Origin of the sequence: Kordiimonas pumila, from assembly GCF_015240255.1 — a bacterium.
GTDB classification, from domain to species: domain Bacteria; phylum Pseudomonadota; class Alphaproteobacteria; order Sphingomonadales; family Kordiimonadaceae; genus Kordiimonas; species Kordiimonas pumila.
Map to the genome: position 1 here is coordinate 4020030 of NZ_CP061205.1, position 21629 is coordinate 4041658.

Below are 21629 nucleotides of genomic sequence, written 5' to 3' on the forward strand. Positions count from 1 at the left end.
GTTGAAGCCCATTTGCCCCAACTTACGAATATGTTACCACTGTGCAGTCAGGCTAGCAATAACAGCGTGACGATCATAATCCTGAGCAAGCGCAGTTGTATTACGATTATCAAAGGAATAGTTAAGACCAAGTGCCAAATTACGGTTCATCAAATACTTAGCGCCTAAACCAAGCTTGGTAACTTCATCGTCACGCACCGTATTAACAAAATCCATTTTGTTATATGAGGCAGAGGCTCTCAAAAGCAGGTTTCTTTGAAGCTCGTGCTCAACACTAACTGAGTAAAGCGTGGATAAAATGCCTGCCGCAGGAACAGTAACACCTAATCCATTATCAGCACTTAACGTCGTTTCTGTCACTGTCCTGTCAACACCTACACGTACAGATGTAAGGCCTGTTGCATTCCACAAGAGAGAGGCACCAAACTTAAAGTCACTAACATCTTCCAGAATATCAGCGTCAAAGTCACGTTTCACATAACCAACGTATACTTCGCCTTCTGTTTTACCGCCAACTTTAAAGGCCGCACCACCAACAACATCCCAGCCGTCTGAATCGCGGAGTGGGCCACCGTCTTCACGGCTATCAACATATTCAACTGCAGTTGTAGTGAATTTAACAAAGGCTTCATAATCTTCGTTCATGTGGTAACCAACACGAACGGAACCCCAATATTGTTCGCGGTCACGGTCATCATTATTTAAAATGCCACCGCCAATAAGGCTAGCATCGTCAAAATCACGCTTTTCGTATCTGCCATCAGCCGCGAAAGAAATCAGGCCTTCATCGCGCTTGTAACCAGCTGCCGCTTTTAGCAGTGAATATTTAGTATATTCAGCAGCAGCACCGTTGTTATCTGGTGAACCACGATCTTCGTGCTCATCAGCATACGAAAGGTCCATCGTCACACTAGAACCGCGAGAAATATCAACACGACCAGAGGTGCCAACTTTAAAATCTTCGTAGTCTTCAGCGCCGTTGTCTGCATACCGACCAAGCTTAGCGTCTGCAAAGAAAGAGAAAAAGTTGTTATTCCAGTCAGATGCAAACCTGAAGGATGGTTTTACAATCGCGATGTAATCATCAACTTCAGAGCCGTCTGTTGCATAAATATTGGAATCATATTTGGCATCAACCACTACCTTTGGGTAGAAAAGAAAGCTGCCAGAACGAACGCCCGGCGCATCAAAATCAGGGCGCGCGCGCTCATAAACAGATGTCACCTTAGCGCCGTCATCGTCTTGTGCGACCGCTGCAGGTACTAGAATTGTTGTGCCAAGCAGCGCAGCCACAGCGCCTTTGATAACCGAATGTTTCATCTTAAATACCCCAATTGATCTAAATTTAGCCGGATACGTACGGCAAATATTTAACAAGCATTTACTAAATACACAAAATATAACTCATAAATCTAGGCCTTTCGATACGATAGTCTTTTGAAAAAGTCTAGGTTTTTTATTGTGTTGCAAAACTGTTACATCATAGTGACACAATTACACTTTTACTTAAGTTGATATAAAATTCACTGTATCATTTTGTAAAATAGCCGCAGTTAAGTGACCGGTTGCAAAAGCACCCGTATCTACAGCAATGCGGTTATTGTATATTTTGGGGGATGAAACACCCGTGTGCCCATGCACTACTGTTCTGCCAAAATCAAACTCTGTTTCCGTAAACTCGCGCCGAATACCAAGTTTATCGCTGCGCCTTTGCGCACCAAAAGGTAAGCCTGGCCTTAGGCCTGCATGCACAAAAACATAATCGCCAAGCTCATAATGCTCCAGCAAGCCCTTCAAAAACCGCTGATGGCTGTCAGGCATAGCCTTAACCAGATCGCTCGATGCTTTTCCCAGCACCTCAATATCTGGATTATCAGGGAGCAACACACCATAACTGGCAAGCGTTGCTATACCCCCCACATTCAGCCACGCCGTGTTTTCGGCAGGGTCATCCATAAAGCCAAGCATCATATCTTCATGATTACCGGCTAAAAATTTAAACCCCACACCCCTCACATCGAGCTTAAGCAGCAAATCAATAACTTCGCGGCTATGAAAGCCACGATCAACATAATCACCTAAAAAAATAATTTTAACCGAATTAAAGTCTTTTCTTTCAGCCATATCAGCCATGATTTTTTTGAGCAGTGTTTGCAATAAATCAACGCGGCCATGCACATCGCCGATTGCATAAACCAAAACACCCTCTGGTACACGGCGAACCGGCACAGATGGCTTTTCTTTTTTACCTATTATTTTGCGCCAAAAAGACACAGAAACATAATCCTTAGAAAGACTTATTATTATAAGAAAAAGGCGAAGATCGATCTTCGCCTTTCAAAAACTATACGGTGCTTCGATAGAAAAAGCAAACCAAGGCTAAGGCGGCCTGTTTAACTTCATCGTTCAGGATGGCCATTTGGCTTGGCATTCCATATACTCAATAAAATCAAAACCTGCACGCAAAAGCCAATCTTCAGTTGGCCCTTGCCAACGGACCAAAGACCATGTCACTTTTCCAAAAGCCGAGAAAAGCACACCCTCTTCTTCTAAAAGTTCACGTTGCCGATTACTACCGGGCCTATCGCTGACCTTACCTGCTGAATTAATGACACGGTGCCAAGGAATATTTTTTCCTTCAGGGGTCGCTGCCATGGCAAAACCAACAATGCGCGGCGTTACGCCAGACAGCAGGCTGGCAATCATGCCGTAACTCGCAACCTGCCCTGAAGGGATTTGGCGAACAAGATCATAAACGGCCTGAAAGTTCTTCCCTGTCATATTCAAATCTTATTTGAAACAACCATGCTGCATCAACAATCCACCACAGTTGCCGGGATTGGGACAGTAACAGCAAGGCCACCTCTTGCCGTTTCTTTGTATTTAGATTGCATATCGCGCCCTGTTATCCGCATGGTTCTGATCACTTTATCTAGGCTAACAAAATGTTTACCGTCCCCCCGCAGGGCAAGGCGGGAAGCGTTAATGGCCTTCACTGCCGCCATTGCATTTCGTTCGATACACGGCACTTGCACTAAGCCACCGATCGGGTCACATGTTAAACCAAGATTATGCTCCATCGCAATCTCGGCCGCATTTTCTACTTGCTCTGGTGTACCCCCCAGAACTTCCGTAAGGCCTGCGGCTGCCATCGAACAAGCACTGCCCACTTCCCCTTGGCACCCTACTTCAGCACCCGATATGGAGGCGTTTTCTTTAAAAAGTCGCCCCACGGCACCTGCCGTAAGCAAAAACCGTACAACACCTTCGTCTGTAGCACCCGGCGCAAAGCGGCTATAATAATGCAGCACAGAAGGCACTATGCCTGCGGCGCCGTTTGTCGGCGCCGTTACAACACGGCCGCCTGCTGCGTTTTCTTCATTTACTGCAAGGGCATATAGATTAACCCAGTCCATAATTGTTAACGGGTCTGATAATGCTTTTTCAGGGCGTGATGACAATTGCTCATAAAGCTGTGCTGCACGGCGCTTTACATTAAGGCCAGGCATCACACCGCCTTTTGAGCAACCACGCTTAACACACTGCTGCATCACATCCCAAATTTCCAGCAAGCCGGCCCTTGTCTCTGCTTCATCTCTGTAAGAGGCTTCGTTTGCCAGCATAATCGAGCTTATTGGCAACCCTGTTTCCCGACACTGAACCAATAACTCTTCTGCACTTTTAAAAGGATATTTAAATTTAACCTTCTCGGTTTTGAAGTGATCTGCTTTTGCTTCAGATTCGCTTACAATAAACCCGCCGCCTATAGAAAAATAAATAGCCCGCGATAGTTCAACGCCCTCTTTGTCATACGCCCAAAACTCCATCCCGTTTGGGTGAAACTTTAGCCTTTCTCTTGGCAACAATTGTAAATCTTCGTCTTCATTGAAGGCTACTTTGCGACGACCTAGCAACATAACCTCTTTAGCCGCACGAATTTCCTTAATCATGTCCGGTATTTTTTCTACATCAACAGTACGCGGACATGTCCCCATAAAGCCCAAAAGAATAGCGGTATCAGACCCGTGACCACGGCCTGTAGCACCAAGAGATCCATAGAGTTTAGCAACAACCCGATCAATCTTTTCAAGATTACCCGCACTGTTTAGTTTTTCCAAAAACTCGCGGGCGGCCTTCAGTGGCCCAACAGTATGGGAACTGGATGGCCCTATGCCGATATTAAAAAGATCAAGAACGCTGGTACTCATGGTTTTGGCCCTATGTATGTTTAGTTTAGCTGGAGCCGCACGCTATGGCTGATCTGAAATAAGATCAACCACAATATACGATGAAATCAGGAATAAAGACCGCCGAGTACGTGAAAACCGCATCGACAAAATACTCTGCCTGTACAAAGTGATGCCCTCACATAGGAAAGCGCGCGCAAATCCTATTCCAGACTAAACCTGTATGCAGAAACACCACGTGACCGATCATCTAAGATCAAGCTGCGATTTATGGGCGGGTTTGCACGCTGTGGGCAGGATGGCCGCTCGCATAGCCTACAATTCGGCCCAACAGGTGTGGCGTCAATATTTTCAAGGTCATGACCTTTTGAATAAACAAGCTCCCGCGCATAAGCAATGTCGCACCCAAGACCAATGGCAAGCTGCTGGTCGGGCTGGCCGTAACGGGCACCCACACGCCGCACTGTGCGCGCCACAGAAAAATAACGTGTATCATCCGGCATTTGAATAATCTGTGTGTCAATTCTACCCGGTGTCGAGAATGTATCGTGCACTCGCCATAAAGGGCATGTGCCGCCAAAACGTGAAAAATGAAACCGGCCAGCAGAAAACCGCTTTGACACATTGCCCGCTTTATCAATGCGTATAAAGAAAAAAGACACCCCTCGCTCACCAGGGCGCTGCAAGGTAGTAAGCCTGTGGCACACTTGCTCAAAACTTGTGCCATATCTGCGCCCCAAGTGCTCAATATCGTACTTCAAGGCTTTAGCGTCAGACAGAAACCGCCGGTAAGGCATCAGCAAAGCGCCTGCAAAATAATTGGCAAGACTCATTCTAACCAAACGGCTAGCTTCTTCGGTTTGCCATGTATGCGCATCCCCAACCCGCTGGATCATCGGCTTGAACTCAAGAAGGGCGATTTGTAAAGCCAACTGAAATATTCGGGTGCCATTATCGAGCATTTCATTCACAAGAAGCTGTCGCCTGTGTAAATCAAAGTGCCTGAGCGTTTCAGGCATAACCTCATGCGGCATAATACGCACTCGAATACCATGCTCTTCATCCAGCCTGCCGGAAAGCACCATAAAGGCATCATCCCGCTGCAGGCCCAACTCTTCATGTAAGGATTCCGCAGCCTCATCAAGTTCAGGGAAATAGTTTTTACGATCGTGAATAAAATCACGAACCTCATCAACCGGGAAGGACGAATCGGATTCACCCCCCTCACGCTGCGCCACCTGCGTTGATAGTTCAGTGGCGCTTTGCCGTGCCTGTTGTAATGATTTGTAAACCAATGAAAAGGCTTCAACAGCACGCGGCGCTGCATCTGCCATATCTTGCATTTCAGCCCGAGACAGGCCAATACCTTTGAACATGGGGTCTGCAAGTATCTCAGATAAGTCCGCAAAGGCACGTGCTTCATCTGTTCCTGCAAACGCCGTCAGCTCAACATCATACACTTCAGCAAGACGCAGTAAAAACTGTGCAGAAACAGGGCGTTGATTGCGTTCAACCAAATTTAAATAGCTTGTCGAAAAGCCGAGTTCCGCTGCCATTTGAGACTGTGAAAGGCCCCACTCCCGACGCAACCTTCTTATGCGAGGGCCAGCAAATATTTTCTTTGCCACCATGTCTGCCACGGTCATTTTCCTAATATTTACAAAATTTACATATTAACATTATGACATTTACAAAAGCATACAATCAGACACTTTTTGTATCAATAGTTATTTTATAATGGCCGGTTCTGTGAAATACACCCTGCATAAACATTACGGATTGTTGTACGTTTCTAGGCGCCAGCTACCCTTTAAGGCCAACCGCATAGATAGTTTAAAAAGGATCATCATAATGTCCGCATCAGCACTTACAGAAAAAGCGCATGCCGCACTCAAACTAACAGGCACAATAGAGACCGGGTTTGACCGGGTTCTAACGCCTGCCGCGATCGCTTTTGTTGCTGATCTCGAAGAACGGTTTGGTGACCGCCGCCGGGCGCTAATCAAAGCCCGCAGTGACCGTCAGGCGCGCCTCGACGGTAATGAACTGCCTGACTTCCGTGCTGACACCAAAGACATCCGCGAAAGCGACTGGACAATTCTGGGTACGCCAGATGATCTTCAGGACCGCCGCGTTGAAATTACTGGCCCCGTTGACCGCAAAATGATGATTAACGCTTTCAACTCTGGCGCCAACGTATTTATGGCAGACTTTGAAGACGCTTCATCGCCGACATGGTCAAACATGGTAAACGGCCAAATTAACTGCATGGACTATGCCGCAGGCACACTAGACTATACCGACCCTAAAAGCGGTAAAGAATATAGCCTGAATGCAAAAATAGCTGTTCTAAAAGTGCGCCCCCGTGGCTGGCACATGACAGAGGCTCATGCTCTTCTCGGCGGCAAGCCCATATCAGCTGGCTTGTTTGATTTTGGCCTGTATATTTTCCATAATGCCAAGGCCCTCATTGCTAAAGGTACTGGCCCTTACTTTTACTTACCTAAAATGGAAAGCATGGAAGAAGCAAAGCTGTGGGATGATGTTTTCACTTACACAGAAAAAACACTAGGCCTTACACACGGCACAATCAAAACAACAGTATTGATCGAAACACTGCCTGCTGCCTTTGAAATGGATGAAATTCTTTTTGCCCTTAAGGACCATATCGTTGGCCTAAACTGTGGCCGCTGGGACTATATTTTCAGCTATATCAAGCGCATTGGCAAACATGCTGAATATCTGCTGCCTGACAGGGCACAAGTTGGCATGGGCGAAGCTTTTCTGAAAGCTTACTCCTTGCTCCTTATTCAAACATGCCATAAGCGCGGCGCACACGCCATGGGTGGTATGGCTGCTCAAATTCCGGTTAAAAATGATGATGCCGCCAACAAAGCCGCATATGATAAAGTGCGTGCTGATAAAGACCGTGAAGCATCAAATGGCCATGACGGTACATGGGTTGCACACCCGGGTATGGTAGAAATTGCCAAAGAAGCCTTCAACAATGTCATGAGTAGTGCCAATCAGATTCACCGCAAGCGCGAAGACCTGACAATCACGCAGGAAGACCTCTTAAAACCACACGCTGGCCAAGCAACAGAAGACGGCGTACGCGAAAACATTCGTGTTGGCATTCAGTATACTGCGGCATGGCTTGAAGGCCGTGGTGCTGTACCGCTTTATAACCTGATGGAAGATGCAGCCACCGCAGAGATTAGCCGCACACAGATTTGGCAACAGCTTAAGCACGGTGCAAAGCTTGCTGATGGCCGCACTGTTACAGAAGATATGATCCGCACTCTCTACAATGATGAAATGGTGAAATTGAAGGAATCCTTAGGCCAGAGTACTTTTGATAACAGTAGGCTTGCAGAAGCAGGGAAGCTGTTTCTTGAACTAGCCTTCGCGGAAGAACTCACTGAGTTTCTAACAACGCCTGCATACGAATTTATAAAATAGCAAAGCCAGCATCAAAGACAGGCTACTTTGGTGCTGTTGCTGTTGACGAAATTTATCTCCCGCAGTTATGAGCTAGCCTACAGCGGCTTCACCGTTCAAAACTGCTGCGTAAAAGTTTGTCCCTCACATCTGCCTAATAAGCAGATGTACTCAAGGGCCGGATCATTTGATCCGGCCTTTTTTTCTCCTCGCCGCCCCGCAGCTTTATTGCACGAAAACAGGCCACATATTGTGAAATTATATTGCGTATCCACCATTATCACCGCTTTTTTCTTGCCATTCTCTTGTGTTTGGTCAATGAAGCTATCACTTATCAAACACATTTAAAGCCACCAACAAGACGGAATAAGACATGGTAAAGATTTCAGTGACAAACCTTGCGGGCCAAACCAGCGAAATTGAAGCAGAAGTTGGTCTGTCGCTTATGGAAAACATTCGCAATAACGATTTTGACGATCTGGCAGCAATCTGTGGTGGCTGCTGTAGCTGCTGCACCTGTCATGTATTTGTTGACGAAGAAAGCTATGAAAAGCTAACCGAGATGGATGAAGACGAGCAATATCTGCTTGAAGATAGTGAAAACTATCATGCTGGCACATCACGTCTTTCATGCCAGATCGAAGTTGATGACAGCATGGGCGGCATGAAAGTGACAATCGCGCCTGAAGCTTAATACTCTGCGCCCCTGAAACGGAGAAACATTTTGACAGACTTCACCACGCTACTGGTTTCTGAGACCGATTCATCAGTAGCTGTTCCGTTAGAGTTTGTAACTGAAGCAGACTTACAGTCGCTTTCGCAAACTGAACAGGAATGGGTGAAGATTGCAGGTTTCACCGCCGAAGCGGGTACCATATGCCCGCTTCCCACAGGCGACCAGAAAACAGGGCGTATGCTCGCCGGGCTTGGCACACTTGTGCCAACTGCCAACAACCCTTGGTGGGCGGCGGCTGTATGCGAAAAATTACCTGCTGGCAGCTATAAAATTACCAACACATATACAGACGACATTCTGGCCGCTGGTGCTTTTGGCTGGTGCATGGTGCATTATAAATTTGATCGCTATTTTACGAGTGCCTCTGTTGTAAAGCAGCGACAGCTTACCCTGCCCCTGTCGGTAGATACATCTGCCATTCAAGCAGAAGCCCACACATATGCCTTGGTGCGCGACCTTGTTAACACACCAACCGAAGATATGGGCCCTGCCGATCTGCAAGATGCAGTTGAAGCTCTTGCTGAAGAGTTTGGTGGCACATGCGGCACATTTGTTGGTGACGACCTTATCGACGAAAATTTCCCAGCTGTTCATGCCGTTGGCCGCGCGGCAGCTACTGGCCGCGAACCACGCCTGATAGACCTGCGCTGGGGCACTGAGGGTGGACCAAAGCTAACCCTTGTCGGCAAAGGTGTTTGTTATGATACCGGCGGATTGGATCTCAAGCCCGGTTCTGGAATGCGGCTCATGAAAAAAGACATGGGCGGCGCGGCACACGCTATTGGCCTTGCCCGCATGATCATGCAAGCCGGGCTTAAAGTTGACCTACGCGTTATTATTCCTGCTGTTGAAAATGCTGTCTCATCAAATAGTTATCGCCCTGGGGATATTATTTCGACGCGTAAAGGCCTATTTGTTGAAGTTGGCAACACAGATGCTGAAGGCCGGATCATCCTTTGTGATGCACTCGCCTTTGCCTGTGAAGAAAAACCAGACCTCTTGCTTGATTTTGCGACACTTACCGGCGCCGCACGTGTTGCCCTAGGTGCAGATTTGCCCGCAACCTATACCAATACCGACCCATTTTGGGCAGCACTTGAAGCTGCCGCTGCAGAGAAGGGCGATCCTTTATGGCGCATGCCACTTTGGGCACCTTATGATAAAAAACTGAATAGCCCGGTTGCTGACCTGTCGAACATTTCCGAAGGTGGCATGGCTGGTTCAATAACAGCAGCGCTCTATTTACAGCGTTTCATTGAAGCAGACACCCCTTGGGCACACTTTGACCTGTATGCCTGGACACTGGAAAACCAGCCCGGCAGACCACAAGGTGCCGCCGTCCAAGCTATTCGTGCAAGCTTTGAAGCAATAATAAAATTCTTGTCTCTTGACGCCTGACCATTCAATAAGCCACTTTTACCGCTAAACGATGAGTAGGTTTTGGGTGAAGGAGCAGATACATGGCGGAAAAAACCAACCCCCGCATGCTAAAAGTGTGGCGCGAGGCACATTTGCAGTGTGTACGATCCCATGACCCTGACCTTACCAGCAGGCAAATGTCTGTGCTTCTTTCTGTTTACATGACTGACCCGCCGCACACCGTGCGCGGCTTAGCCGCTAGCCTGAATGTGGCAAAGCCCGTTATAACCCGCGCTCTTGATACTTTGGGCGGCATGGGCCTGACAAAGCGAAAACGCGATGATGCCGACAAACGCAGTGTTTTAGTCCAGCGAACGGTGAAAGGCGCTGTTTATCTGAGCGAGCTTTCAGACCGAATAGTGACAGCTGATAAAAGCATTCCACCGGACGAAACCGATGTACCACAAAGCGTGTAGCCACAATGGACATAGGCCATGAATGAAAAAGACTTTGGTCTGCCACCGCTCTATGACCCGCAGAGCGAAATTGCACAGCAAAATAACCTCATGGATGCTCAGGTTATTACCGCACAGGTTTCAGTGCCCACCGCCCCCTTGCATGAAACGCCCGACACTGATTCGCAGGCCCTCACCTATGTATTGTTAGGCGAGCCTTTATACTGCACGGAAACAAAGGGTTCTTGGCAGAAGGTTGTCTCCATAATAGATGGATATAGCGGCTGGATAGATACAGCTTTTGTAAATACAGCACCAACAGCACCGACGCACCGAATCATAGTACCGCTTTCACATATTTATACTTTGGCACACCTAAAATCACAGCCCCTAAATATTTTACCTATGGGAGCCTTTGTAACAGTAGCCGGGCAACCCGAGAATGGTTTTATGCCCCTTCTGGGGGGCGGCTGGGTTTTCGCAAAACACCTGTACCCTATCGGTACAGAAGCCATTGATCCGCTTGCCGCAGCAGAAAGTTTTATTGCAACACCGTACCTTTGGGGTGGTCGTAGCTATATGGGAATTGATTGTTCCGGCCTTGTGCAAATCGCACTCGCAGCCAGCGGCAAGCGTATCCACCGAGATAGCGGCCCTCAATTTAGAAGCCTTGGCCGCCCTTTGAGTAAGGACGAAGCCCCTGCGCGCGGCGATCTCGCTTTTTTCCCCGGGCATGTAGGCTGGATGATAGACGGTATCCACCTGCTTCATGCCAACGCAACCCACATGGCTGTTACCATCGACACAGTAGCTGATGTTACATCGTGGGTTGCCGCCCAAACCGACAAGCCCCCCTTCTCAGGCTACAAACGCCTATCAGAATGAAAAACGGCGGGTATTACCCCGCCGTCTTATCAATATTAAATTTCTTACGACTTAGCGGCCAGAGCTTGCATCATCTGCTGGTGCTTCCGCTTCTGGTGCGGCAGATGCCTCAACAGCAGGGAAAGGTACATGTGTATCAGCCATCGACGCTAGGTACGCAATCAGGTCTGCGCGCTGATCATCTTTCCTAATGCCCGCAAAGCCCATTGTTGTGCCTTTGGCAACGGATTTAGGATTAGCTAGCCAGTGATCGATAAGTTCATATGTCCATGAGCCACCAACCTCTTGCAAGGCAGATGAATATTTTGCGCCTTCATGGCTTGCAACAGCACGGCCAATAACACCGTAAAGGTTTGGCCCTGTACCATTTGCACCGCCTTTTTCAACGGTGTGACAAGATTTGCATTTCGCAAACTGCCTCTCACCTTTGGCAACATCAGCCGTTGCCAACAATTCAGCAAGGCTTGGTCCAGCTTCTTCAGGGGTGGCTTCCGCCTCTCCGCCTGCCTCTGCTACTTCAATAGTAAAAGCAGGCTTAACACCTTCTTCTTCATGAAAAAGATTTTCAGAAATTGTTGTAATCACCATAATTAGTAACGCAGAAGCAATAACCGCTGCGAAAACTTTATTCCACTCGAAGGAATCCACAGGCTCTTCTCCTTGGTAGGCGAGCGCCAATATACCATTCAGCTACCTATCTGCCGATATCCTGACAGACGTGACCAGACAGGCAAGCCAGTTCGGCGCGACAATAGCCGCTGATGCGCCCATTTTTCAAGCTGTGTTTTACAGCTTTTTCACATCTTTAGCTAAAAAAGCACACTTTTTTACCGTGACACATTGGCGCAGTCCATATTATGACCTATCCCGCGTTGACTTGAATGCACCAAATAGGCACAAGTTTGCGGTAACGATGAACGATTGGACCCATAATGACAGCAACTGCAAAAAATACAGATAATATAATAGCTTTTCAGGGGGAACCGGGCGCCTATTCCCATATGGCAGCCATTGCAAAGTTCCCAAATATGGAGGTTTTACCCTGCCAAAGCTTTGAAGATGCCCTTGCTGCTGTACAAGATGGTAACGCCCGACTAGCTATGATTCCGATTGAAAACTCAACAGCAGGCCGCGTGGCTGATATCCACATTTTATTACCCGGTAGTGGCCTTTATATCATCGGTGAGCACTTCGAATCAGTGCGACACTGCCTAATGGGCACAGAGCAATCAAGCCTCGACACTATAAAAACAGTGACCAGCCACATACAAGCGCTAGATCAGTGTCGTCATAATATCCGCGCTGCTGGGTTCGCACGTGAAACATTTGCCGACACAGCCGGTGCTGCTCACTATGTTGCAGAAAAAGGCGATACCTCTCTTGCAGCGCTCGCCAGCAAACTTGCGGCAGAGGTTTACGACCTGAAAATTATTCAGGAAGATTTTCAGGATGAAGGCAACAACACCACCCGATTTGTTGTGCTTTCCCGTGAGCCAGTAGATGTTGCTACTTTAAAAGGCCCACTCATGACCAGCTTCACTTTTGAAGTGAAGAACGTACCCGCAGCGCTTTATAAGGCCCTAGGTGGTTTCGCAACCAACATGGTGAACATGACCAAGCTGGAAAGCTATTACGAATCAGATAGTTTCACTGCGACAGAGTTTTATGCTGACATTGTTGGTCATGAAAGCATGGAAAATGTCGCCCGCGCGATGGAAGAACTGCGCTTTCATACCAAGCATGTCAATATTCTAGGTACATACGAGCAAGAGCGCCAACGCGGCTAAATGCCTACGACTGGCTTTAAAATGTAAGCCAGTCGCCGCCTGAACCCTTTTCCAGAACATCTGCAAGTCCGCTGATTTCAACAGCAGGCCGGGTAATTAGGCTAGCGACATCTATATCGTGCTCACGTAGCGCTGTTTCACAGGCAACAAAGCGCACATTCAGGGATGGCAGTGCCTCCATCAAGAGAGACGAATCAGCAATGCCCTTTGCTTCCTGCACGGCATCCACGTCTGGTGCTGGGGTGCCTTCAGTTGTAACAAGGCCTGCCCAGCCATCTTGCACCAAAAACCTGATCGCGCCTTTAGAGAAAAAGAAAGTAACCGGTCGCCCAACAGCTGCCGCCGTTGCTCCCATCATCAGCGCCATATGTATGCGGTCTGCAAGCGGGCTGATCACCAGCAATGTCATCGGGTGCTTCGGTACGGCTTTAGCCATGCGAACCTCCACATGACGGGCAGCCCTGATCTTTTGGCAGACCAATTTTCCGCATTGTCATGGTGAAAGCATCCACCATCAACATTTTGCCGGCAAGGCCTTCGCCCACACCGGTAATTTCCTTTAAAATCTCAAGTGCCTGCAAGCTACCCATAACCCCCGCCACCGCGCCAAGGATGCCAAAATCAGAACAAGTGCGCTGTTCGTCTGGATCAGGCTCCACAGGCAGGAAACAGCGATAACACGGCAAGCCCATGCTTGCATGCGGCTTAAAAGTAGCCAGTTGGCCCTCGTAAGGCCCAAGCGCTGCTGAAACCAGGGTTTTATTTAAGGCAACACAGGTGTCAGAAACAAGATGCCGGGTTTTGAAATTATCAGTGCCATCCGCCACAATGTCATATGCGCCAATTATCTTGGCAGCATTCTCTGACGTTAAGCGTTCTTCATAAAGGTCTAGTTTTACATCTGGGTTTAGTGCTGTGATTTTCTCTGCCGCGCTGCGGACCTTTGCTTTACCAACATCTGGTGTAGTGTGAATCACCTGCCGCTGCAGGTTTGAAAGCTCCACCGTATCATTATCAATAATACCAAGATTACCAACGCCAGCGGCCGCCAGATAAAGCAGTAACGGTGAACCAAGGCCCCCAGCGCCCACAACCAGCACACGGGCATCAAGCAGCGCCTTTTGCCCCTCGCCCCCTACTTCCTTCAGTATAATGTGGCGGGCATAGCGTTCTAGCTGTTCGTCAGTAAATTCCAATTTGTTATCCTATAAACATCGCTGATAAATGGCGCATACTAAATACAGTGTATAGAAAAAATTAAATGGTAGATTAATGACCAATGACGCCCATCCAGATATGGCGTTTTGCGTATAAACCAAAACCATTGCTATAGGGGCAGAAATTAACATACCAACAACAGTTACAATGTCATAGTAACCTATTAACTGTCCCAACAACATAACACACGGCAAGATCAACATATTAGCTACAGCCGCTATAAAGAGCCATTTTATACATGACCATATAGCAGCAGCATTCATCAACGGGTACCCGTTGAACCAAAACCGCCTTCACCGCGCTCGGTCGCACCCAATTCGGAAACTTCTGCCCACGTGCCCTGCGTTACTGGCGCAATTACCATTTGGGCAATCCGCATGCCGCGCTCAATGGTGAAGGGGTCATTCGAAAGGTTCACCAGAATTACTTTCACTTCTCCCCTATAGTCCGCATCAATCGTACCGGGTGTATTAAGGCAGGTAATACCGTTTTTGGCAGCAAGGCCGGAACGCGGCCTGATCTGCGCTTCATGCCGGTGCGGCAAAGCCATTGCAAGGCCTGTGGGGATCATCGCGCGCTGAAGCGGGCCAAGTGTTACCCTTTCACCGTCTGCAAGTGCTGCGTACAGGTCCATCCCTGCGCTATCAGATGTTTCGTACTTTGGCAGGGGCAAGCCTTCGCCGTGCGGCAGGCGTTTCACTTCAATGGTAACGGTATTTGTCATAAATTTATTTTCCTAAATATTCAGCAATTTTAAGGGCAAGCTTTACAGCCACTTCTGTTTTGCTCAACTTGGGCCAGCTTTCCACGCCCTTATCAGATATAATATGCACTTCGTTTTCATGGCCGCCCATAATACCTGTAGCGTGAGACACATCATTTGCCACAATAATATCGCAGCCTTTGCGCTCGCGTTTGGCCGCAGCATAGTCGATCACATTTTCAGTTTCTGCTGCAAATCCAACAACAAGAGTTGGGCGCTTTTCAATATGCTTTGAAAGCCCGGCCAAAATATCTGGGTTCTCTGTTAATTTCAGGTCAGGCAAGCCACCTTTTGATTTCTTTAGTTTTTGGCCGTGATCACAATCAGCGCGCCAATCTGCAACAGCTGCAACGCACACCGCGACATCAGCGGGTAGTGCTGCCTCTACAGCACCCTGCATTTCTAGGGCAGTTTCCACATCAATGCGGTTCACACCCACAGGCGTTTCAAGGGCAACAGGCCCCGCTACAAGTGTAACCTTTGCACCGAGCGAGGCAAGCGCCCCGGCAATTGCAAAACCCTGCGTGCCGCTTGATCTGTTAGCAATATAGCGCACCGGGTCAATCGGTTCATGGGTTGGGCCTGCCGTTACCACAATATGCTTGCCGGTTAGTGGCTGGATATCAGCATGGAAAAAATCTATCACAGCCTCAACCATATCTGGCACCTCAGCAAGCCTGCCTGGGCCAACCTCACCGCATGCAAGCATGCCGCTACCCGGTTCAATAAAGCTAACACCGTCTTTCTTGAGCGTGGCCATGTTGCGTTTTGTTGCGGGGTGCGCCCACATCTGCGCATTCATAGCAGGCGCCACCATCACCGGCTTGTCTGACGCCAGTAAAATTGTGGTTGCCAAGTCGTTGGCAAGCCCGGCCACCATTTTTGCCATAAGGTCTGCTGTTGCTGGCGCGATCAAAATAAGATCAGCCTCGCGTGACAGGCGAATATGGCCCATCTCGGCTTCATCTTTCAGGGAAAAAAGGTCTGTGTAACATTGATCGCCGGTTAAGCTTGCCACACTAAGCGGCGTTATAAATTCCTGCCCGCCAGCCGTTAGCACACCGCGCACAGTTGCACCGCGCTCCATTAGGCGCCGTGCCAAATCAAGCGACTTATAAGCCGCAATCCCACCACCTATAATCAGTAATATACGTTTACCTGTCAGCATAAAACGCCTTTCACCTTACCCCCTTCATATAGGGTGCTTTGAGGCTTGCTGCAATCATACTGTCATGATCAATTTTTTTTGACGTTACAGCATCAGTATTTTGATGATGGCTACCCCCGTTATAAGACCTAATGCAAACGGCCAAAGCCTTGCTGCGCGCGGCACAAGTACAACAGGGTTATGTTCAGCGTTTCTCGGTTCTCTGTCCTGCAAAAAGCGCTCAACAAGCAAGGGCAAGCGTTCCATATAACGAGGAATATTAGTAATAAATTCTGCCAGCCGCACTTCTGGTGACAGGTTTTCACGAATCCAAAGCTCAAGCACCGGTTCGCTTATAGCCCACATATTAGCCTGCGCATTAAGATGCAGGGCCATGCCCTCTGCCATCACCATTGACCGCTGTAGAACCAGCAACTGCGGCTGTGTTTGCATGTTAAAGCGTTCTGTTGTCGCAAAGAGCTGGGCTAAAAGTTTACCTGCTGATATCTGCTCAATTGGCAAATCTAGGATTGGGTCTGCAATCGAGCGCATGGCTTGCGTAAATTCTTCAAGGCTTTCCCCCTCGGGCACGTACCCCGCATCAAAGTGCACCTCTGCAACGCGCCTGTAATCCCGCTTGATAAAGCCGTATAGAATTTCAGCCAAAAAGCGGCGCTCGCGCTTAGACAGACGGCCCATAATACCGTAATCTATGGCGGCAATAGTGCCGTTTGCCTCTATTATTAGGTTTCCTTGATGCAGATCAGCATGGAAATAACCATCATGAAGCGCTTGCTTCAAAAAAACCTGTACTATCTTTTCACCGAGCGCTGGCAGGTTATGCCCGGCGGCGACAAGGGCCTCCCTGTCTGAAAGGCGGATACCCGTTACCCATTCAAGGGTTAAAACCCGCTCTGATGTTTGGTCCCAGTGTATAGCAGGCAGCCTGTACCCGCTTTCGCCAGCCATGTTGGCAGCCAGTTCTGCGGCGGATGCCGCCTCAAGCCGCAGGTCCATTTCCCGCAAAACAGTCTCGCGTATTTTTGCGACAACCTGCACCAGCCTAAGGCGACGAGCCTCAACACTGTGTTGCACAGCCATCTGTGCCAGCCATTCAAAAAGCGCGAGATCGCGCTTAAACCGTGCTTTCACATCAGGGCGCAGCACCTTTACAGCTACATCTTGACCACAAACGGTAACAGCCTTGTGCACCTGTGCAATAGAAGCCGCCGCTACCGCAGTTTCGTCAAAGGCACTAAAATGGTCTTGCAGTTTGCCGCCCAGATCCTGCTCTATTGTTGCCTTCACTTTTTTAAAAGAAAACGGTGGCAAACGATCTTGCAGCGTCGTCAAACCTTCAGCAATTGGCCTGCCCACAAGGTCTGGCCGCGTTGCGAGCGTTTGGCCAAGTTTTATATAGGCTGGCCCCATAGCTGCAAGGGCAAGAGCAAGGCGTTCCCCTTCAGCAACAGGCAAGCCGCGCCGGCGCGGGATATAAAAAGTAAAAATACGAAGCGCACGCGGCGGCCAATCAGGCATACCGTCAATGGATGCCAATGCCCGAATAGCACCGTACCGCCTAAGGCACACAGCAAGCGCATATAGTTTTAAAAGATAATAAAGAACCCGCACACTGCAATCCTAAATTCGTGTACCATAATGCACAGCAACAACACCTGCACTCATGGTTCTAAAGCCCGTTCTTTCAAAACCGGCAGCGTCAATCATGGCTTTAAATTTTGCTGGCGGCGGAAATTTACGAATCGACTCCACCAAATACTGATAGCTGTCATAATCTTTTGTAATCCACCCGCCCATTTTGGGAATTATAGTAAAGCTATAACTATCATAGGCTTTTTGCAGTAAAGGCACCACTTCAGGGCTGAACTCAAGACACTGGAAACGGCCACCTGGTTTCAGCACGCGGTAAGCTTCTGATAAAGCCTCTTCAAAACGGGTTACATTCCTAATGCCAAATGCAATTGTATAAGCATCAACTGACCGGTCGCTTACCGGCAGCTTCATGGCATCGCCGCACACAAACTCTGCCCTATCTGCATACCCCTGAGTTAAAGCGCGCGCCTTACCCACACGCAGCATTTCAGCGTTAATATCGCAAACCGTGACAGTGCCTTGTTTTGCTGTATCCAGAAACCGAAAAGCAATATCGCCTGTACCACCTGCAACATCTAGCAAATGCATCTGGGCACGCGGATTCAGTTCATCAATAAACGAATCTTTCCAAAGCCTATGAACCCCCGCGCTCATCACATCGTTCATGAGGTCATACCGGTCAGCCACAGAGTTAAACACACCCCGCACCATGGTGGCTTTGTCACTTTCCTTTACAGTCTTAAACCCGAAATGGGTTGTTGCTGTATCGGCTTGGTTTTCTTCATTCATGCTTGACATTAATGCCTGTTACCTTGTCATCTCACTTGCTACCATGGCCGGACCATAGCCGACCAGCCATCAGCATGCCAGTATGTTTAATAACAAGAAAGTAATCGCGACACTATGCCCGAACTTCCCGAAGTTGAAACCGTTAGGCGAGGACTACTGCCTGTCCTTGAAGGTGCCACGATCCGTACGGCTGTCGCCCGACGTGCAAACCTGCGGTTCCCGATCCCAAATGACTTCACAAAAAGGCTTGAGGGCAACCGTATTACTGGCTTGCGGCGGCGTTCAAAGTATATTTTGATCGACTGCGAAGATAGGCTTGTTGTTATTGTACACCTTGGCATGTCTGGTCGCGTGACCATATATAAAGGTACGGAGCCAGATACCATCGGCAAACACGATCATATCAGCCTTATTACTGAAAACGGCGATCATATCCTCTATACTGACCCCCGCCGATTCGGATTATGGACCTTTACCACAGCGGATGCAGTCGAAACACATCCGCTTTTAATCAATATTGGCCCAGAACCGCTTGGGAACAGCTTCAATTCTAATGTACTAAAAACTGCCTTCTCGGGCAAAAAATCGCCAATAAAGGCCGCCTTGCTTGATCAACGCAGTGTAGCCGGGCTTGGAAATATTTATGTCTGTGAAGCGCTGTGGCGAGCTGGCATTCACCCAGAAAAACAAGCCGGGCACCTAACCAGCGCTGAAATAGAGGCCTTAGTGCCTATTATCAGAGATGTTTTAACCAAAGCAATCGAAGCAGGTGGATCATCCCTCAAGGATTATACACAGGCAAACGGTGAGCTAGGATATTTCCAGCATTCATTTCAGGCCTATGACCGCGAAGGCACAAAGTGCTATAAAGAAGGATGTGGCGGTACTATCATGCGTATTATACAGTCTAACAGGTCAACCTTTTATTGCCCAACCTGTCAGCACTAAACCTGAATAACGGACGCCCTGACATAAGGAATACTATGCGGAACCTATTATTGGCACTTTTCTTTATCACCACCTCTGCTTGGTCGGCAGATCAGGTCTTTTTAGAGGGATTCCCAGATGTGCCCCTTCTTGACGGCCTAAGCGAGCAAGCAGATGATAGGGTAATATTCGACACCCCAAGTGGCACTGTAGCAGAAACAGTGATTCGGGCGAAAATACCAGCAAAACAAGTGCTAAATACCTATTCAAAAGAACTGGTTACTTTTGGCTGGGACTGTGCACGCGGCCCCCTAAGCCTGACATGTGAACGGGAAAATGACCGGCTGGTTTTTCTAGACGATGACCCAGATGCCTCCGAGGGCATCATGATCTTGCGACTAGAGCCAGTAGAATAACCAGATATAGGGCCTGCACCCAGCACCATTATAAAAAGTCTTTGCAAAAACCAAAATGCCCAGTAGGAGTCCATCGAACGACTGGACCAAAAAGAAGGCTAACATATGACTTTTGAAACAATCCTGCTCGACAAGCAAGAAGGGGTTGCTTTTATCACCCTGAACCGGCCAGAGGCTCTGAATGCGCTCAACGCTGCGCTTTTGAGCGAAGTTGGGGAAGCGCTTTTATCTCTCGATAAAGATGATGACGTTGGCGCAATTGTCATAACTGGTAGTGAAAAAGCTTTCGCCGCTGGGGCAGATATTAAGGAAATGGCAGAGCAAAGCTTTGCTGAGGTTCTTAAAGAAGACAAATTCGCTGCCATAAATGCTGTGTTTGCTGCAATCCATAAGCCCGTTATTGCTGCGGTTTCTGGCTATGCACTTGGTGGTGGCTGTGAGCTTGCAATGGCATGTGATTTTATTATTGCTGCTGAAAGTGCCAAGTTTGGTCAGCCCGAGATTAAACTTGGTGTTATTCCCGGCATGGGCGGCAGCCAGCGCTTGACACGAATCATCGGAAAATCCAAAGCGATGGACATGATTTTAACAGGCCGAATGATGGATGCAGCAGAGGCTGAACGAGCTGGCCTTGTAAGCCGAATCGTACCAACAGAAGACCTGATTGAGCATGTTACAGAAATTGCACGGGGCATCGCTCATCTGTCACTCCCTTCTGTTATACTTGCGAAAGAAGCCACAAACCGCGCGCTAGAGACCACGTTAACTGAAGGTTTGATCTTTGAGCGCCGGGTTTTCCACTCACTTTTTGCCACGAATGACCAGAAAGAAGGCATGAACGCCTTTATAGAAAAACGGCAACCGCAGTTCAAAAACAGCTAAGCCTGAATGAAAGGCCGGAAATCCGGCCTTTTTGCCCCTTGACGTTCGCGCCATTGAGCGGTATAGACCGCACCTCGAATTATGAAACTTTTGCGGCATAGGCATTTTGGCTGCCGCGAATATAGGAAACAGAAACAGGCAAGCGCGCCGAGTAAGGACCAAGGTCCAACCGATTGCAGTGCTTCCCGATGAAGGTAAAGTAAGAATATGGCAAACTCACCACAGGCCACAAAACGTATCCGCCGCAATGATCGTCGTGCAGCTATTAACAAATCACGCGTTAGCCGGATTCGTACATTCATTCGTAAAGTTGAAGAAGCTCTAGCAACTGGCGACCAGTCTGCTGCAGCGACTGCCCTGCAAAACGCACAGCCAGAAATCATGCGCGGCGTTAGCAAAGGTGTTCTCCACAAAAAAACTGCTTCACGCAAAGTTTCGCGTCTAGCTGGTCGGGTTAAAGCCCTCGCTTAAGAGCTGATCTAACTACCGATTCGCTTTTAAAGAAGAGTGACTATCTAAAGCTGCACAGATTCGTGCGGCTTTTTTTATTTTTGATGCCTAACAAAAGAACAAAGCAGGGACAGTAAATTCATCAATTTTTCCCTGAATCAAGATATTGTAGACGACCAAGTTTTAACCCATAGGCGAATCATCTAATTTACTGTCAAGCAATAGATTCAGTTGCCGCCCATCAGCCCCGGATGTATCTTTCAGACAGTGGTAACGGGGTGTTCCGGACAACCAGCCATCCCCTCTGTGGGAGCTGTTCGGCCGTAATTCAGAAAACTAATTCTGAACTACACCATTGCCTTTGAAAAAAACAATGCCGCAGGCGCTATTACAGCGTGCCGCTGGTCTTTTGTGCTGTAGGGAGCGCATGATACTGGCAAATCGCCCTATATTGCGTGGCAACAAAATAAGTGCAGCCTTTTTGCTGATACTTTGATTGATATAAAATGCTGACACCTAAACCGGTGATGGAAACGTGAGTAGGAATTGAATACAATGGGGGAAAGAGGGAGC

22 protein-coding genes are annotated in these 21629 nt (G+C 48.4%); 10 read left to right on the plus strand and 12 right to left on the minus strand.

Annotated features, from left to right (window positions below; all coding sequences use genetic code 11):
• Positions 1-33 precede the first annotated feature (33 nt).
• The 5 genes from ICL80_RS17950 to ICL80_RS17970 all read right to left on the minus strand — a co-directional run bounded on the left by ICL80_RS17950 (position 34) and on the right by ICL80_RS17970 (position 5827).
• Complete coding sequence (locus ICL80_RS17950) at positions 34-1320, minus strand: outer membrane beta-barrel protein (RefSeq protein ID WP_194214087.1); 1287 nt, start codon at positions 1318-1320, stop codon at positions 34-36.
• 186 nt (positions 1321-1506) lie between these two features.
• Positions 1507-2274: a metallophosphoesterase gene (locus tag ICL80_RS17955; RefSeq protein ID WP_228073674.1), complete on the minus strand. Its 768-nt coding sequence runs from the start codon at positions 2272-2274 to the stop codon at positions 1507-1509.
• Positions 2275-2406: 132 nt separating this feature from the next.
• Positions 2407-2781: an MGMT family protein gene (locus ICL80_RS17960; protein ID WP_194214088.1), complete on the minus strand. Its 375-nt coding sequence runs from the start codon at positions 2779-2781 to the stop codon at positions 2407-2409.
• A gap of 32 nt (positions 2782-2813) precedes the next feature.
• On the minus strand, positions 2814-4208 hold the full coding sequence (locus ICL80_RS17965; protein ID WP_194214089.1) for an L-serine ammonia-lyase: 1395 nt from the start codon (positions 4206-4208) through the stop codon (positions 2814-2816).
• Between the two features lie 182 nt (positions 4209-4390).
• Entirely contained in the window at positions 4391-5827 is a 1437-nt protein-coding gene (locus ICL80_RS17970) for a helix-turn-helix domain-containing protein (protein ID WP_380082851.1), read from the minus strand.
• Between the two features lie 211 nt (positions 5828-6038).
• Between ICL80_RS17970 and aceB the strand changes: the two genes are divergently transcribed.
• The 5 genes from aceB (at position 6039) to ICL80_RS17995 (ending at position 11063) form a co-directional block, all read left to right on the plus strand.
• Entirely contained in the window at positions 6039-7649 is a 1611-nt protein-coding gene (gene aceB, locus ICL80_RS17975) for a malate synthase A (protein ID WP_194214090.1), read from the plus strand.
• A gap of 352 nt (positions 7650-8001) precedes the next feature.
• Positions 8002-8322 carry a 2Fe-2S iron-sulfur cluster-binding protein gene (locus tag ICL80_RS17980; protein ID WP_194214091.1) on the plus strand — a complete coding sequence of 107 codons (321 nt, stop codon included), beginning with the start codon at positions 8002-8004 and terminating at the stop codon, positions 8320-8322.
• Positions 8323-8352: 30 nt separating this feature from the next.
• The gene (locus tag ICL80_RS17985) at positions 8353-9762 is read left to right on the plus strand and encodes a leucyl aminopeptidase family protein (RefSeq protein WP_228073675.1); all 1410 of its coding nucleotides are present in this window, start codon (positions 8353-8355) and stop codon (positions 9760-9762) included.
• A gap of 62 nt (positions 9763-9824) precedes the next feature.
• A complete protein-coding gene (locus tag ICL80_RS17990) occupies positions 9825-10199 on the plus strand; it encodes a MarR family transcriptional regulator (protein WP_228073676.1) in 375 nt (124 codons plus the stop codon).
• 18 nt (positions 10200-10217) lie between these two features.
• Positions 10218-11063 carry an NlpC/P60 family protein gene (locus ICL80_RS17995; protein ID WP_194214092.1) on the plus strand — a complete coding sequence of 282 codons (846 nt, stop codon included), beginning with the start codon at positions 10218-10220 and terminating at the stop codon, positions 11061-11063.
• Between the two features lie 51 nt (positions 11064-11114).
• Here the strand turns inward: ICL80_RS17995 and ICL80_RS18000 are convergent, their stop codons facing one another.
• Positions 11115-11711 carry a c-type cytochrome gene (locus ICL80_RS18000; protein WP_194214093.1) on the minus strand — a complete coding sequence of 199 codons (597 nt, stop codon included), beginning with the start codon at positions 11709-11711 and terminating at the stop codon, positions 11115-11117.
• Positions 11712-11995: 284 nt separating this feature from the next.
• Here ICL80_RS18000 and ICL80_RS18005 point away from each other — a divergent pair, with 284 nt between their 5' ends.
• Complete coding sequence (locus ICL80_RS18005; RefSeq protein WP_194214094.1) at positions 11996-12850, plus strand: prephenate dehydratase; 855 nt, start codon at positions 11996-11998, stop codon at positions 12848-12850.
• 16 nt (positions 12851-12866) lie between these two features.
• Here ICL80_RS18005 and ICL80_RS18010 read toward each other — a convergent pair whose 3' ends face one another.
• The 6 genes from ICL80_RS18010 to ubiE all read right to left on the minus strand — a co-directional run bounded on the left by ICL80_RS18010 (position 12867) and on the right by ubiE (position 18390).
• The gene (locus ICL80_RS18010) at positions 12867-13286 is read right to left on the minus strand and encodes a DsrE family protein (protein ID WP_194214095.1); all 420 of its coding nucleotides are present in this window, start codon (positions 13284-13286) and stop codon (positions 12867-12869) included.
• Complete coding sequence (locus ICL80_RS18015) at positions 13279-14046, minus strand: HesA/MoeB/ThiF family protein (protein ID WP_194214096.1); 768 nt, start codon at positions 14044-14046, stop codon at positions 13279-13281. The genes ICL80_RS18010 and ICL80_RS18015 overlap by 8 nt, the downstream gene beginning before the upstream one ends.
• A 284-nt stretch (positions 14047-14330) precedes the next feature.
• The gene (gene dut, locus ICL80_RS18020; protein ID WP_194214097.1) at positions 14331-14792 is read right to left on the minus strand and encodes a dUTP diphosphatase; all 462 of its coding nucleotides are present in this window, start codon (positions 14790-14792) and stop codon (positions 14331-14333) included.
• Between the two features lie 4 nt (positions 14793-14796).
• Positions 14797-15999 carry a bifunctional phosphopantothenoylcysteine decarboxylase/phosphopantothenate--cysteine ligase CoaBC gene (gene coaBC / locus ICL80_RS18025; protein WP_194214098.1) on the minus strand — a complete coding sequence of 401 codons (1203 nt, stop codon included), beginning with the start codon at positions 15997-15999 and terminating at the stop codon, positions 14797-14799.
• An 84-nt stretch (positions 16000-16083) separates the two neighbouring features.
• Positions 16084-17610 carry a 2-polyprenylphenol 6-hydroxylase gene (gene ubiB, locus ICL80_RS18030; RefSeq protein ID WP_194214099.1) on the minus strand — a complete coding sequence of 509 codons (1527 nt, stop codon included), beginning with the start codon at positions 17608-17610 and terminating at the stop codon, positions 16084-16086.
• A 9-nt stretch (positions 17611-17619) separates the two neighbouring features.
• Entirely contained in the window at positions 17620-18390 is a 771-nt protein-coding gene (gene ubiE / locus ICL80_RS18035) for a bifunctional demethylmenaquinone methyltransferase/2-methoxy-6-polyprenyl-1,4-benzoquinol methylase UbiE (RefSeq protein WP_228073677.1), read from the minus strand.
• Between the two features lie 105 nt (positions 18391-18495).
• Between ubiE and mutM the strand changes: the two genes are divergently transcribed.
• The 4 genes from mutM to rpsT all read left to right on the plus strand — a co-directional run bounded on the left by mutM (position 18496) and on the right by rpsT (position 21077).
• Entirely contained in the window at positions 18496-19329 is an 834-nt protein-coding gene (gene mutM / locus ICL80_RS18040; protein ID WP_194214100.1) for a bifunctional DNA-formamidopyrimidine glycosylase/DNA-(apurinic or apyrimidinic site) lyase, read from the plus strand.
• A gap of 35 nt (positions 19330-19364) precedes the next feature.
• Entirely contained in the window at positions 19365-19724 is a 360-nt protein-coding gene (locus ICL80_RS18045) for a hypothetical protein (RefSeq protein WP_194214101.1), read from the plus strand.
• A 105-nt stretch (positions 19725-19829) separates the two neighbouring features.
• Positions 19830-20606: an enoyl-CoA hydratase gene (locus ICL80_RS18050; RefSeq protein ID WP_194214102.1), complete on the plus strand. Its 777-nt coding sequence runs from the start codon at positions 19830-19832 to the stop codon at positions 20604-20606.
• A gap of 207 nt (positions 20607-20813) precedes the next feature.
• The gene (gene rpsT / locus ICL80_RS18055; protein WP_194214103.1) at positions 20814-21077 is read left to right on the plus strand and encodes a 30S ribosomal protein S20; all 264 of its coding nucleotides are present in this window, start codon (positions 20814-20816) and stop codon (positions 21075-21077) included.
• The last annotated feature ends 552 nt before the right edge of the window (positions 21078-21629 follow it).

What these genes read in the sequence shown, in the direction of transcription:
- ICL80_RS17960 (WP_194214088.1), bottom strand. Translation starts at nt 2,781, where the DNA reads ATGACAGGGAAGAACTTTCAGGCCGTTTATGATCTTGTTCGCCAAATC.
- coaBC (WP_194214098.1), bottom strand. Translation starts at nt 15,999, where the DNA reads ATGCTGACAGGTAAACGTATATTACTGATTATAGGTGGTGGGATTGCG.
- ICL80_RS18005 (WP_194214094.1), top strand. Translation starts at nt 11,996, where the DNA reads ATGACAGCAACTGCAAAAAATACAGATAATATAATAGCTTTTCAGGGG.
- ICL80_RS18050 (WP_194214102.1), top strand. Translation starts at nt 19,830, where the DNA reads ATGACTTTTGAAACAATCCTGCTCGACAAGCAAGAAGGGGTTGCTTTT.
- ICL80_RS18010 (WP_194214095.1), bottom strand. Translation starts at nt 13,286, where the DNA reads ATGGCTAAAGCCGTACCGAAGCACCCGATGACATTGCTGGTGATCAGC.
- mutM (WP_194214100.1), top strand. Translation starts at nt 18,496, where the DNA reads ATGCCCGAACTTCCCGAAGTTGAAACCGTTAGGCGAGGACTACTGCCT.
- aceB (WP_194214090.1), top strand. Translation starts at nt 6,039, where the DNA reads ATGTCCGCATCAGCACTTACAGAAAAAGCGCATGCCGCACTCAAACTA.
- ICL80_RS17980 (WP_194214091.1), top strand. Translation starts at nt 8,002, where the DNA reads ATGGTAAAGATTTCAGTGACAAACCTTGCGGGCCAAACCAGCGAAATT.
- ICL80_RS17995 (WP_194214092.1), top strand. Translation starts at nt 10,218, where the DNA reads ATGAATGAAAAAGACTTTGGTCTGCCACCGCTCTATGACCCGCAGAGC.
- ICL80_RS17950 (WP_194214087.1), bottom strand. Translation starts at nt 1,320, where the DNA reads ATGAAACATTCGGTTATCAAAGGCGCTGTGGCTGCGCTGCTTGGCACA.
- ICL80_RS17990 (WP_228073676.1), top strand. Translation starts at nt 9,825, where the DNA reads ATGGCGGAAAAAACCAACCCCCGCATGCTAAAAGTGTGGCGCGAGGCA.
- ICL80_RS18045 (WP_194214101.1), top strand. Translation starts at nt 19,365, where the DNA reads ATGCGGAACCTATTATTGGCACTTTTCTTTATCACCACCTCTGCTTGG.
- dut (WP_194214097.1), bottom strand. Translation starts at nt 14,792, where the DNA reads ATGACAAATACCGTTACCATTGAAGTGAAACGCCTGCCGCACGGCGAA.
- rpsT (WP_194214103.1), top strand. Translation starts at nt 20,814, where the DNA reads ATGGCAAACTCACCACAGGCCACAAAACGTATCCGCCGCAATGATCGT.
- ICL80_RS17965 (WP_194214089.1), bottom strand. Translation starts at nt 4,208, where the DNA reads ATGAGTACCAGCGTTCTTGATCTTTTTAATATCGGCATAGGGCCATCC.
- ubiE (WP_228073677.1), bottom strand. Translation starts at nt 18,390, where the DNA reads ATGTCAAGCATGAATGAAGAAAACCAAGCCGATACAGCAACAACCCAT.